We start from the raw sequence: 13,410 nt of genomic DNA, 5'->3' as shown, positions 1-13,410 counted from the left end.
GCCGGCTTCGGCGGCATCTCACCGTGGAGACCCCCGCACGGACGCCCGACCACCGGTACGGGCCGACTCCCTTCCGCCGCCCCGAAGTCGGGTGGTGCGACGAGGGGACGGGTCTCCGGCGGCGCACGCTTTCCGGGTGATCGTGTCCCCGGAAATGCGAGTCCAGCGTGGCATCCACGCAGCAGCGGTACATGCGCCGCGGCATCACCAAGATAGTTTTTGTCCGCACGATTGCGGCGGCGACTAACATCCCGACCCGCCAGGAGCTGACCGCGGGCACCGACCTGTCCCGGCAGGTGTCCGACATCGAAGGCTGGAGCCTGGAGAACTCCCCGATCGAAACCCCGGACCTCGGCGCGAAGTTCGCGACCTCCATCCCGGGTGAGGACAAGGCCGCGAACAGCTCCCTGACCTTCTACGAGGACCTGAGCGGTGACGCCATCGAGACCCTGCTCTCGAAGGACACCGTCGGCTACGTCTGCATCCTCCGCAAGGGCGATGTCCCCCAGTCCAAGAGCCTGGACGTCTTCCCGGTGCGGGTGGGCAGCCGCGCGCCGTCGTACAGCGCCGGCGCCGAGGCCGCGAAGTTCAAGGTCTCGTTCAGCATCAGCGACCTGCCGACCCTCGACGCGCCGGTTCCGGCCGCCGCCGCGGGCTGAGGGGCGGGCGATGACGACCACCACGGTGGAACCGCCCGTTCAGGCGGTCGCCCGGGACGCGCACTGGCGCGCCAAGATGGCCCGGCTCCGTTCGCGGGCCCTACCGGAGCGCACGGTGTCCGTCTGCGACGACGACGCGGCGCAGCTCGCCGTCACCGACGCGCAGATGAAGGTGGCGCAGGCCCGCGCGGCGGCCCGCACCGCCGCAGCCGGTCAGGGCGTCGACGATGCCGCGGTGGACGCCTTCACGGAGGCGCACCCGCAGGTCGTCATCGCCCGCTCGGTCCTGGCGACTGCCGAGCAGGCCCTCGCCGACGCCACCGTATCGCTGACGTTCCGGGCGCTGCCGAGGCCGGCGTGGGAGGCGCTGCTCAAGGCGCACGCGCCGACGGAGGAGCAGGCCGATCACGGCATGCAGTACAACGTCGAGACGTTCCCGGCTGCGTTGGTCGCCGCGTCCCACGTCGAGCGGGATGAGACCGGCGCCGAGGTTGACGGGATGACGGTGGAGGACGCCCAGGTCCTGCTGGACGAATGGTCCGATTCCGACGCGAAGGTGCTGTTCACCGGGGCGCTCGCCGTCAACCAGCAGATCCGGGTTGACCTGGGAAAAGGCTAGAGGCCGACCCGCAGCTTCGCGCGGAGATGGAGCTGTGCGAGGCCTACCGGATCCCGCACTCGCAGCTGATGGGAGCGGGTGACGGCCGGTGGAGCGCGCTGGACCGGGCGAAGGCGCTGGCGTGGGCCGCGTGGCAGCGCGACGTGTGCGGTGGGTGCGGCACGCGGAGCGCCGAGTGGGACGAGCAGCAGGGCGGTAACCGGCACGCCTACGTGGCGCAGACCAGCCGCTGCCTGGGCTGCGAGTTGATCGAGATGGAGTCGGAGCAGGTCCCGGAAGGGGCCGAGGGGCGCGGGGTGCGCATCGGGCTGATCAAACAGTCCAGTTAGGAGCAGCCGGGTGTCCGGCGCCTACACCCTCTACGTCCAGCTGCAGGCTTCGTTCCCGCAGTTGACCGCTGGGCTGCGCGGCGGCGCGCAGCAGCTCAGGCAGTTCGACGGCCAACTCGCTTCGACAAGAACCGAGTTGGAGCGGGTTGAGGCGGCCGCGGCCCGGCTCGGCCGCGCCCAGGTCGCTGCCGCGCAGCAGGCCGCCGTCTCCCAGGCCGCCGTCCGGGAGGCCACGGAACGCTCCGCGGCTGCGCAGCAGGCGGCGACCGCCGCCGCCGAGCGTGCCGGCCGCGCCCAGGTGGTGGCCTCCCAGGCCGCCGCCCGCGCCGAGGCCGAGCACGCGGCGGCGATCGAGGCGACGACCCGGGCGATCCGCGCCCAGGAAGTCGCGCAGACGATGGCCGCCCGCGCCCAGGCCGCCACCGGCGCGGGCGCCGTCGCGGCGCAGCGCACCTCCGAAGCCGCTTCCGCGTCCGCGGCCCGCGCCGCCGAAGCGCAGGCGGTGCAGGCGGCCCGGGTCGCCGCCGCTCAGGAGAGTGCCGCCCGTGCCGCCGGGCTGGCCGAGCGCACTAGCGCCACCGCGGCGCAGGCCGGGGTCGCCGCGGCGCAGGCCCGCACCTCGCTCGCCGCCACCGAGGAGCAGGCCGCGAGGCGTGCTGCTGTGGCCGCCGCCGAGGTCGGCCGCGCTCAGACCGAGGCCGTCGCGGCCGCGCAGGCCGCCACGGCGTCCCGAATGTCCGGCTGGGTCGCCGGCGGGTTCGCCCTCGGCGCGGTGCTGGCCGCCGGCGCTGTCGGGGCGATCCGCCTGGAGCGGGAGATGGCCAACGTCCTCACGATCAGTGAGCAGATCGACGGCCGGAACGTTCGCGCGTTCACGGACGAGATCGTGCGGATGTCGACCGAACTTCCGCAGACCGCGAGCCAGTTGGCGCAGGGCCTGTATCAGATCGTGTCGACCGGGTTCGACGGCGCGGAGGCCATGGGGATCCTGCGGGTGTCGGCGATGGGTGCCTCCGCCGGTCTGACCAGTACGGAGACCGCCGCGACGGGCCTGCTGGGCGTCCTGAAGGCGTACGGCATGCCCGCGTCGAAGGCCACCGACGTGATGGACATTATGTTCGAAACCGTCAATAAGGGTGTCATTTCGTTCGAAGAGCTGAGCATGCAGCTCGGCGATGTCGTCCCGATGGCCGCCGCTGCAGGCGTTTCCTTCGAGGACGTGTCCGCTGCCCTCGCGGCGATCACCCTGGCGGGCATCCCCGCGGCCGAGTCCGCCACCAGCCTGAACATGCTGATGACCAGGCTCATGAAGCCGACGAAGGAACTGGGCGGGCTCTTCAAAAGCCTCGGCTACGAGTCTGCGGCCAGCGCCATCCAGCAGGACGGCCTGTACGCCGTCATGGGCAAGGTCAACGCGGCGACCGGAGGCCAAGCCGAGGCAACGGTCAACCTGTTCAAGGACATCAGAGCTGTCCGCGCCGTTCTGGCCTTGGCCGCTGCCGACGGCCGGAACTACGCCGACACCTACGAGGGCATCGCCATCGCGGTGAACCGCGCGGACGCCACCCAGCGCGCCTACGCGATCCAGATGAACACCACCGCCGGTCAGTGGGACCTGTTCCGAAACCGGGCCGCCGCGCTGGGCATGGACATCGCTCGAGTCCTGCTGCCCGTACTCCAGGCCCTTGCCGAGGACGCGTCGATCGTCGCCAACGCCTTCAACTCCCTGCCGCCCGGGGTGAAGTCCACGATCGGCGTCCTCGTGGCGCTCGGCGCCGTCGCCCTGGTCACCCGCGCCGGGATCGCCCAACTGTCCACCCAGCTCACGGCGTTCCGCACCGCCGTCACCGAAGCGCAGGCCGGCGGCTCCATGCTGCCCGCGATCCTGCGCGGCACCAGCCTGGCCGTCACCGGCCTCACCGGAGTCCTCGCCCTGGGCGTGCTCGGCTACGCCGCCTACTCCTCGTCGAAGCAGAAAGCGAAGGCCGTCACCGACGACCTCACCCAGGCACTGCGCGCCGAACGGGAGCAGCACGACGTCGGCGCGGGCATGCGTGCCCTCGCGCAGTCCCTCGCGAACTCCGACGACATGAAGAAGCTGAAAGCCGCCGGGCTGGAGATGACCGAGGTCATCGACGGTCTCATGAGCGGCGGCGACAAGCTCGCCCAGCTCAACGACAAGCTGGACCTGGCGAAGGCGAAGTCGTGGAACCCCGACCTCGGCGGGTACGACGCCAGCTTCGACAAGGCGAAGAAGATCCTCAGCGACCGGCGCCAGTCCTGGTCCGACGCGATCAAGGCCGACGCTGAGCAGGCCACCGCCATGGACGTCGTCAACGCCAAGGTCAAGGCGTCGGTGCAGGCCAACCTCGACGTGTGGTCGCCGTCGATGGCGCTGCCGACCGACAAGAACGGCACGCCCAAGTGGACCGACGAGATGAAGAACATGGCCAAGGTCATGGCCTCCATCGTCGAACCCGCCGACGCGTTCAAAGCCGCGCAGGACCGCGTCGCCTCGTCCAGCCGTGCCGGTGCCATGCAGCTCGACCTCGCCAAGACCTCGGCATCCGGCTACATCAAGGCCCTTACCGAGCAGGCCGGAGCCCAGAAGGGCTTCCAGCGGGACCTGGAAGAGCTGACCTCTGCGGGCTTCGGGCCGCTCGCCGACCACTTCGCGAAGCTGGGCGACGCCAGCGCCGGCATGGCGCACGAACTCGTCGCCAACCTCAAGGCCGGGAAGACCGGAGCCGCGCAGCAGCTCACCGAGCTGACCCAGGTCGCCAAGGCAGGGCTGGACGACTACATGGGGGAGATGCGCCGCCAGCTCCAGGCGCAGCGCGACTTCCAGAAGAACCTGTCCGAGCTTGCCGTCCAAGGTCGCCTCGACCTCGCCGATCACTTCAGCAAGCTCGGGGTCGCCAGCTCCGGGATGCTCGCCGAGCTCGTCGGCCAGCTGAAGAACGGGCAGACGCAGGTCGCCGACGAGCTCGAGTCGATCGTCACCGAGGGCGCCGCCCGCTCCACCAACGCCTACCGGGCAGGCCTGGAGCAGGTCCCGATGATCGCCGAGAAGTATGGCAAGGACACGGCCAGGGCGTGGGCCAGCGCGGCGGAGACCGACGACGTCGCCGCGTTCGGCCGCCTGATGCAGCAGATGGCCGTCACCGACATGACGAACGCCGCGCGGGCCGGAGCGGAGGCCTCCCGCACCGAACTGTCCACCGGCCTCGACCTGGTCACCCAGATCGCCGGCCTCAAGGGCCTCGACAGCGCGAAGGCGTTCGCTCAGGCGCTGCTCGCAGGCGACATCAACGCCGCGATGGACATGATCAAAACGATTTGGGGCGCCAAGCAGCCGATCGACGCCCCCGACCTGTCCGCCGTGATCGGGGCGTTCAAAACCGCGGGCGGTGCGGCGAACGCCGAATGGTCGTCGATGCTGACACTGATCGCGCAGGTGTCCCAGCAGAAGGGCGCCGCGGCCGCGCAGGCCCTCACCTCCGCGCTGCTGTCCGGAGACATGGCGGCCGTCGAGGCGCAGCTGAACTCCATCGGCGCGTCGGTGAAGTCCATCCCCGGCTCGAAGACCATCAGCGTCAACGTCAACGCCCCGTCGAGGATCGACATCCCGGTGATCCTCTCTCCGAAGGGTGCGGCCAACTTCAACGGCGGCGCCTGGGACTCGCCGTTCGCGGCGGTCCAGGCGGACGGCGGCATCGTCGAGTTCTACGCCAACGGCGGCATTCGCGACGGGCGGCTTCGGGCTCCGCGTGGCCCGGAGAACCATGTCGCGGAGATCGTCCCCGCTGGCACCTGGCGGGTGATGGCGGAGCCGGAGACTTTGGGGGAGAGCTACATCCCCCTCGCCCCGGCGAAGCGTGCCCGCTCCAAGGCGATCCTGGAGGAGACCGCCCGCCGGTTCGGCGGCACCGTCTTGTACGGCGAGCAGCGGCACTTCGCTGACGGCGGCATCGCCACCGCGCACATCGCGCGGACGTCCCGGCCCGCCGCGACGAAGCTCGTCCCCGCCCGCCCGGCCGCCGCGACGGCCGTCCTCGTGCGGGACAACGCCCCGGCGCCGCTGGTCGGCTCGATGACGATCAGCGTCACCGGCGCCAACGTCAGCGGCGAACAGGTCGCCGACGCGGTGATGCGCCGAGTGCGCCACCTCCAGCGGGGAGGTCGCGCCTGATGGCCACCGACACCACCCAGCTGGCCGACTGGCAGATCGACGTCGGAGGCGTCCTCATCGGCCACGGCACCGACGTGCTCATCGAGGACATCGACGGCATCGGCACCCCGGAACGGCGCACCGGGGACCGGCCCATAGCCGGAGAAGACGGCAACTACCCGGGCCGGGACACCTACGCTCCGCGCACCCTGCGCATCACCGCGGGCATCCGCACCCCCGGCAACCCCGGCGCGGCGCTCGACCGGCTCGCCGAACTGGAGCGGGCCGCCGACACCACGGTTCGCCTCACCCCGGGCGCCTTCGACATGCTGCGCATCCGCAGGCCCGGCCAGCCGGTACGCCGCCAGTACGGGCGCCTGGCCGGCGTCGAAGCCGTCAGCCTCGCCGACGCCGTGCACGGCTGGATCCCCATCCACGTCACCTTCGTGGCGCTCGACCCGGCCTGGTACGCCGACACCCCGTCCGGCCTGAACCTGGGGCTCGACGTGTCCGCCCATCGCGGCCAGGGCTTCGGCGCGCCGCTGCGCGCCCCGATGACCACCGGCACCGCCGACCCGAAGGCCCGGCCCGGCTGGGCCCTCAACACCGGCAACCGGCCCACATGGCCTTCGGTCCGCATCACCGGCCCCGTCGTCAACCCGAAGGTGTGGATCGAAGGGGCGGACGCCACCTTGGAGTTGGCCGTCGTCCTCGGTGACGGCGAGACGATCGACATCGAAACTCGGCCCGGCATCCGCACCGTGATCCGCAACGGTCTCGGGTCCGCCGCCGGAGCCCTCACCCGAGCGAGCCGCCTCGACGCCTTCGCCATCGGCCCGGGCCGCTCCGAGGTCCGCTGGACCGCTCAGGACGCCACCGGCACATCTCGCCTCGCCCTCACCTGGCGCGACGCCTCCTCCTCCCTGTAACCCCTCGCACGGAAGCAGACCAAGCAATGACGCTCATCCAGCCGCCCCTGATGATCACGGGCGGCACCCACCCGGCACGCGCCCTTCGCATGATGGTGAAGGACCTGTCCAACGGCTCCCAGGGCATCACCCTGGGCGGCGACCTCAAGGTCCGCTCCACCACCACCCCAGGGCCCGGCGTGCGCGTCGGCAACGGCTCCGCGATCATCGCGGGCGCGACCTGGGGCCAGGGCTCCTACACGCAGGCCAACACCGGCGACCACCTCGTGCCGATCGCCCCGACCGGCGCCACCGGCCGAACCGATCTCCTGTGCCTGCGAATCGAAGACCCCGAGTACGAAGGCTCGCGGGACCCCGCGAAGGACGAGGTCGGCTACTTCCACGTCATCCCCGGTGTCTCGCTGAACACCGACGCGCCGCCGCCCGGCATGACCGCGATTCCGCTGGCCAGGATCACCCAGCCGCCGAACTGCCAGACGATCACCGACGCGATGATCACCGACCTGCGCCGGATCGCCAACCCCCGCCAGCAGCACCAGGTCCGCACCGTCCTCGGGTTCGACGACTCCTCGGTCCCCGGGATGGCGACCTGGCAGGACTGGCCGGCGTCCGCCGGTGCGAAGGTCGACATCGACATCCCGTCCTGGGCCACGGAAGCATCTGTCACCACCAGCCTCCACGGCCTGCGCGTAGCAGGATCGGTGAATGTCGGCTTCCGGAACGTGCTCGGCGGCGGCCCGGGTTCGGATTCCTATCTCGACACCGACGCCCTGACGGTGGTGTCGCGGGAGTCCATCACCATCGTGGACCGCTACCGGTTCCGGGAAGACCAGCGCGGCACCACGCAGTCCCTCGCCGTCCAGGCCATCCGGCTCGACACGAGCGGCAACGTGGCCCTCACAGGAACGACAGTGATGCACGCCGCCGTCGACTTCGTGGAGAGCACCTACTGATGCCCGGAGCCGTCTACCGGTACTTCACGACCCACGCCCTCACGGGCGAGGTCCTCGCGTGGGACCTGCCGCTGTCCGGCGTCGCGTTCGGCTACGAACGCAATGGGCCCGGCCAGTTGTGCGCCACCCTCGACCCCCGGTTCGCGCACCTGGCACCCGCGCAGGCGGAGGCCGGCACCGTACTGGCGTGGGCGGTGCGCGACCAGCAACTCGTATGGGGCGGCCAGATCTGGTCAGCGAAGCCCGAGGGCCCTGCCCTCCAGCTGGAGGCCGCCGGGTTCGGTGCCTACCTGACCCGGCGGCACGACCTGCACGGCAACCTCGGTGGCCGCGGCCCCTACACCGGCGCCGACCCGTGCCAGGTCATCGCCGACACCTGGGCCTACCTCCAGGAGCAGCCCGACGGCGACCTGGGCGTGCGCGTCGACCTGCCGCCCGGCGGCTGCCCCGCCCGCCTGGGCGACGCCGAACACCCCTACACCACCAAGGAGTGGGAAGCCCCGGCCCTGTCCGGGGTGATCCGGGACGCCACCGCCCTCGACGGCGGCCCGGAGTGGACGGAGACCGTCGCCTGGGAAGGGGAACGGCCCGGACGGCACATCCTCGTCGCCTGGCCCCGCCTGGGCACGCGCCGCACCGACCTGCACTTCGCTTCCGGCGTCAACGTCATCGAGCCAGAGCCGATCACCAGCAGCGCCGACGACTACGCGCAGGTCGTCATCGCCCTGGGCGCCGGCGACGGCTCGGCGAAGGTCCGGGCGGTGGACGCGGTCCGCGACGGTCGACTGCGTCTCGAACACGTCCTCGACCGGCCCTCGGTCACCGACCCCGCCGCTCTCGCGCAGATCGCCCGCGCCGAACGAGCCCGCCGCCAGCAGCTCGCCACCGTCGAGGAGATCACCGTCGTCGACCACCCCGCCGCGCCGATCGGCTCCTGGCGGATCGGCGACGACGTGCAGGTCACCCTCCACGACCAGTGGGCCGACTTCGCCGGCTGGTGCCGCATCACCGGCTGGACACTGCGCCCCGCCGAAGGCGACCAGCCCGAAACCGCCACGCTGCGCCTCGACCGCGCCTACACGACCGGAGCCTGAACCGTGCCCACCGCCCTGGACGCCCTCGCGACGCGCATCGCGACGCTGGAGACGGCCCTGCTCGAACTGTCCCGCTCCTCCCGGCTCGTCCACAGCAGCATCGACGACGGCGCCCTCACCGTCACGTCCGGCGGCCGGCTCCGTGCCATCATCGGCCAGCAGCCCGACGGCACCACGGGCATCACCGCCGTCAACGGGCCCGTCCCTCCCACGCCGCGCGCGCCGACCGCGGCCGCGGCCCTCGGTGGCGTCCGCGTCACCTGGAACGGAGGCTTCGCCGACGGGGCAGTCAGCCCCCTGGACCTGGCCCACGTCGAGGTCCACGCCTCAACCACCGCGCTGTTCGTGCCGTCGCCCGCCACCCTCGTCACCACCATCGCCACCCCGCAGGGCGGCACCGTCACCGTGCCCACCACCGTGCCGGTGTGGGTCGCCCTGGTGGCGCGCACCACCTCCGGCAAGGCATCGACGCCGTCCGGCACCGCGACCGCCGGGCCTGCCCCGGTCGTTGCCCAGGAAGTCCTGGCCGGCATCGTGGGTGAACTTCAGCTCGCCGACGACGTCGTGACCGCCGCGAAGGTCGCCGCCGGGGCGATCGACGAGAAGGCGCTCACCGACGCCGCCGTGACCGCGGCGAAGCTCGGCGAAGCGGCCGTTGTCGCGGGGAAGCTCGCCGCCGACGCGGTCACCCTGGGCACGATCGCCGCAGACGCCATCACCGCGCGGGAGATCGCCGCCGCAGCGATCAGCACCGGTGAACTCGCCGCAGGGGCCGTAACGACCGCGAACCTCGCCGCCGGCGCCGTCACGGCCGGGCAGCTCGCCGCCAGCGCGGTCACCGCCTCGAAGATCGCCTCCAACTCAGTGACCGCGGCGAAGCTCGCCGCCGACTCCGTGGTGGCGGGGAAGCTCGCCGCGGACTCGGTGACCGGTAGGGAGCTCAAGGCCATGTCGGTCACGGCCGACAAGCTCGCCGCCAACTCGATCACGGCCGACAAGCTCGCCGCGGGGGCGATCACCGCCGCCGCGCTGTCCGCCGACGCCATCGACGGCCGGACCATCAAGGGCGTCACCATCACCGGCGGCACCGTCACCGGCGGCACCCTGCAGACCGGCACGACCGGCCGAAGGGTCGTACTGATCCCGACCGACCCGGTGAACGGCACCTCCGCCCCGTCCACCCTTCTCTACTCGGGTGCCTCCGCCGAGCGGGCGCCGGCCCGGCTGACCGCCAACGTCCAGGACACCCCCGACGGAAGCGCGCCGAGCAGCACCCTGTCCAGCCCGCAGGTGACACCAGACGGGGCCCACACCAGCCGCCTCGTGCTGTCCGCGGGCGGCCCGGACGCCGGATACGCGCCCCAGGGCCGTGCCACGCTGGAAGCCGTCGGCGGCTGGCAGTCCGGCGGCGCTTCCGTCACCACCACCGCCGGAACGACGTCGGGTTCCGTCGAGGCGTCGGTCATCGCCACCGCCCGGCGCCAGGACAACGCCAAGTCGGCGATCCAGCTGCTCAGCTGCTCCCAGCACATCGTGCAGCTCGTCGACCAGGTCGCCGCCACCTACCTCGACAAGACCGGCCTGACCGTCAGGGCGCTGGCGGGCGGGATGCTGCTGCAGAGCAGCACCGGAGTCCGCGTCCAGGGCGGGGACGTCGTCGTCACCAGCGGCGTGGTCAGGGTGGAGTCGGCGGTGTGGACGACACCGACGTTCCAGAACGGCTGTACCTCGCTCGCCGGCTGGCGCCCGGTCGGGCTCAAGAAGAGGCCCGACGGTACAGTGATGCTGCGCGGAATCGCGGCCGTACCGGCAGGTTTCGGCGGAGGGGTCGTCGCCGTCATCGACGACCCCGCACTGCGCCCCAAGATCGGCGAAGTCTTCACCGTCTCCGCTGCCGACCCGGCAGCCGCGACGCTCTTCCTCCAACCGAACGGCAACCTGGAGGTCTGGACCGCGACCGGGTCGTTCGGCGGCTGGATCTCCTTCAGCGGTGTCGAGTGGTCCAGCATCGACTGACGACAGTTGTGCTGGAGCCGGCGGGTCCGGCCCCCTCTTTCCCAGGAGCCGGGTCCGCCGCGTACCGCTAGGCCCGATGCCCGTTTGGACGCTGCCGGTTCACGATCTGGTGCCGACGCGGGCGGCCGACTGGGCCCTGACCCCGGATGTTGGACACGGGGTTATGCGGCTTGGGCGAGTGTAGTTGATGTTGTGCTGAGGGCGGTCTCGTAGGCGATCGGGCTGCGGTATCCGAGGCTGCTGTGGCGGCGGACTGTGTTGTAGCGGTGGAGCCAGCGGAAGAGCTCCAGGCGGGCCTCGCGCTCGCTTGACCAGCTCTTTCGGCCTTGGAGGGTCTCGCGTTTCGCCGTCGCGTTGAAGCTCTCCGCGAGCGCGTTGTCAGCGCTGGACCCGACCGCGCTCATCGACTGCCGGACGCCGGCCCGGCGGCAGGCCTCGGCGAAGACCCTGCTGCTGTACTGGGAGCCGTGATCGGTGTGCATCACCGCCCCGTGCAGGCTGCCGCGGGTCCGCTCGGCCGCGGCCAGGGCGTCGATGACCAGCTCGGCGCGCATGTGGTCGGCGATTGCCCAGCCGGCCAGCCGGCGCGAGCACAGGTCGATCACGGTCGCGAGATAGCAGAACTTGCCGCCGCCGACCGGCAGATACGTGATGTCGCCGACGTACTTCCGGTTGGGCTGCTCGGCGGTGAAGTCGCGGCCGACCAGGTCCGGGGCCTTCGCCGCGGCGGGGTCCGCGATGGTGGTGCGGTGCTTGCGCCGCAGCCGCAGCCCGGCGATCTGGGCGGCGTTCATCAGCCGGGCGACCTTCTTGTGGTTCACGACGTCGCCCTGGTCGCGGAGCTCGGCCGTGACGCGCGGGACGCCGTAGGTGCCGTCCGAGGCGGCGTGGACCGCGCGTATCCGCGCGGTGACCTCGGCGTCCGCGGCCTGCCGGGCGGCGCGGTCGGGGGCGGTGGTCTGCCAGTAGTAGAAGCTGGACCGGGCGATGCCCAGGACCTGGCACAACCGCTTGACGCCGTAGCGGCGCTGGTGGTCGGCAACGAACTGGCAGCGGTTCACCAGCGCGTCTCCCCTGCGAAATACCGGGCGGCCTTGCGCAGGATGTCGCGCTCCTCCTCCAGCTCGCGGATCCTCTTGCGCGCGGCCGCCAGCTCGGCCTGCACCGCGTCAGCGGCCGGAACCGCCGCGAGAGCCCCGGCCGCCGAGTGCGAGGCGGGACGGCGTCCGTCGGCGGTCCGAATCCAGTTGCGCAGGGTCTCGGTGTTCACCCCGAGGTCCTCGGCGACCGACTTGATCGTCGCCCCCGGCCGGGACCGGTACAACGCGACCGCGTCCACCTTGAACTGCGGCGGGTAGTGCTTCATCACCATCTGTGCAGGACTCCTGTCCACCCGGACCATCAAGATCCAAGTGTCTCTGGTGTCCAACATCCGGGGTCAGGGCCCACTTGCTGCACCACCCAGCCGCCGCCACGAGGCGAAGGCCGTCCGTCTTGGTCAGCCCTCGCTCCGCTCCAGGACCGCTGTGCGAGCTGCAGAGCGTTCGATCCGATGGCTTCCCAAAGACTGGATCAGCCACGGAAAGATCGAGTTGCCTACCGGCTCGACTTAGAGGTCCTGGACCGCACCAGCTCAATGTCCCTCCACCGCATTGCCCTTCGACCGGACGCGCTCAAGCACGTCGTCATACGTGACGAGTTGCAACCCGTGGGAGCCTGACTCCGCATCGCGCAGGTCGATCGGGTCCACGTCGGCCCGTCGTCCGATGACGACGAACAGCCTGGGGAGGTAGAACCGGGTGTCGTACCGCTGCCTGATCGCGTCGCGCTTTGCAGGGTCGTTGAAGTACCGCTGGTAGGTCCGCATCTGGGCGGCAGCGTCTGCAACCTTGGCAGACAGCTTCCGTCGGGCTGGTATGCCAGTCAGTAGCTTCGCCTGTGGAAGCTTCAGGTCCAGCAGGTCCCCGAGGGCATTCGGGTTGTGGGGGCGGAGTCCGAAGTCCGGCTGCAAGAACCGCTGCCCCTCAAGCGGGAGGTACAGGTGAGGGATCGCCCGCTCGTAGGCGTCACCGAGGAGGAACTCGGGATTGGCTTCGAAGAACTGCTGGAGTGCGAGCTCCTCGACCTTGGGGTCGTTGATCAGGTCCTCAAGCTCGCGGACTCGCTCCTGCCAACCGCCGGCCCCGTACGTTCGGAGCCGAATGAGTTCGAGGAGATCGGCGCCTTCCAGAGTGCCTGCGCCCTCAGAACTGGCGGACACGACGTGGATGCGGCCCTCGGACTCGATCAGCCCGACCTGGTCAGGTGACTGCTGAAAAGGGATGTCCAGAAGGGGAAGGGGGGCCCATCCATCCCCGAGATCGTATCCAGTGATCGCCGCCCGGTCTCCGTCGACCGCGTAGGCGAGACGGACCTTGTCGTCCGGGTTCAGCATCCTGAGGATCTGCTGTTCGTCCGCCCGCATCCGAGTGAGAGGAGTTTCGACCCCGTCGCCTTCATGGGTGGCAAGGCGGCGCAGCACGTCCGCAGCCCGCCAAAGTCCGTCCCCGATCTGTCGGGCAGTGGTAGTGGTGACGCCCACCTTCATGGTGACCTGTACCTCCGGGAGTTCTCGCCCTGCTCGGTGCCGCACAGCATTCC

Annotated in this window: 10 protein-coding genes; 8 read left to right on the top strand and 2 right to left on the bottom strand. The window is 71.0% G+C overall.

Annotation, left to right across the window (positions count from 1 at the left end):
* Positions 1-167: 167 nt before the first annotated feature.
* Genes ACZ5GH_RS11180 through ACZ5GH_RS11145 form a run of 8 tightly spaced genes read left to right on the top strand, consistent with a single transcriptional unit; the run spans position 168 to position 10,770 of the window.
* On the top strand, positions 168-659 hold the full coding sequence (locus ACZ5GH_RS11180; protein ID WP_464334125.1) for a phage tail tube protein: 492 nt from the start codon (positions 168-170) through the stop codon (positions 657-659).
* Between the two features lie 10 nt (positions 660-669).
* The gene (locus tag ACZ5GH_RS11175; RefSeq protein ID WP_464334124.1) at positions 670-1,278 is read left to right on the top strand and encodes a hypothetical protein; all 609 of its coding nucleotides are present in this window, start codon (positions 670-672) and stop codon (positions 1,276-1,278) included.
* Between the two features lie 26 nt (positions 1,279-1,304).
* The gene (locus ACZ5GH_RS11170) at positions 1,305-1,607 is read left to right on the top strand and encodes a hypothetical protein (protein WP_464334123.1); all 303 of its coding nucleotides are present in this window, start codon (positions 1,305-1,307) and stop codon (positions 1,605-1,607) included.
* Positions 1,608-1,617: 10 nt separating this feature from the next.
* Positions 1,618-5,799 carry a phage tail tape measure protein gene (locus ACZ5GH_RS11165; protein WP_464334122.1) on the top strand — a complete coding sequence of 1,394 codons (4,182 nt, stop codon included), beginning with the start codon at positions 1,618-1,620 and terminating at the stop codon, positions 5,797-5,799.
* Entirely contained in the window at positions 5,799-6,707 is a 909-nt protein-coding gene (locus ACZ5GH_RS11160) for a phage tail family protein (RefSeq protein ID WP_464334121.1), read from the top strand. Before ACZ5GH_RS11165 ends, ACZ5GH_RS11160 begins: the two co-directional genes overlap by 1 nt.
* A gap of 26 nt (positions 6,708-6,733) precedes the next feature.
* Positions 6,734-7,660 carry a hypothetical protein gene (locus ACZ5GH_RS11155; RefSeq protein WP_464334120.1) on the top strand — a complete coding sequence of 309 codons (927 nt, stop codon included), beginning with the start codon at positions 6,734-6,736 and terminating at the stop codon, positions 7,658-7,660.
* The gene (locus ACZ5GH_RS11150; RefSeq protein WP_464334119.1) at positions 7,660-8,754 is read left to right on the top strand and encodes a hypothetical protein; all 1,095 of its coding nucleotides are present in this window, start codon (positions 7,660-7,662) and stop codon (positions 8,752-8,754) included. The genes ACZ5GH_RS11155 and ACZ5GH_RS11150 overlap by 1 nt, the downstream gene beginning before the upstream one ends.
* 3 nt (positions 8,755-8,757) lie before the next feature.
* Positions 8,758-10,770, top strand: a complete 2,013-nt coding sequence (locus tag ACZ5GH_RS11145) for a hypothetical protein (protein WP_464334118.1) — start codon at positions 8,758-8,760, stop codon at positions 10,768-10,770.
* A 161-nt stretch (positions 10,771-10,931) separates the two neighbouring features.
* On the opposite strand, the gene ACZ5GH_RS11140 is transcribed toward ACZ5GH_RS11145, so the two are convergent.
* A protein-coding gene (locus tag ACZ5GH_RS11140; RefSeq protein ID WP_464334099.1) for an IS3 family transposase occupies positions 10,932-12,142 on the bottom strand; the annotation gives its coding sequence in 2 pieces (ribosomal slippage) (positions 10,932-11,848 and positions 11,848-12,142; 1,212 coding nt in all).
* A 261-nt stretch (positions 12,143-12,403) separates the two neighbouring features.
* Positions 12,404-13,357, bottom strand: coding sequence for a Shedu anti-phage system protein SduA domain-containing protein (locus tag ACZ5GH_RS11135; RefSeq protein ID WP_464334117.1), 954 nt, complete (start codon positions 13,355-13,357; stop codon positions 12,404-12,406).
* Positions 13,358-13,410 lie beyond the last annotated feature (53 nt).

It is taken from the genome of Kitasatospora sp. Xyl93 (genome assembly GCF_055383135.1).
The sequence above is the reverse complement of the archived record's forward strand: the minus strand, read 5'-3'. Positions and strand labels throughout refer to the sequence as shown.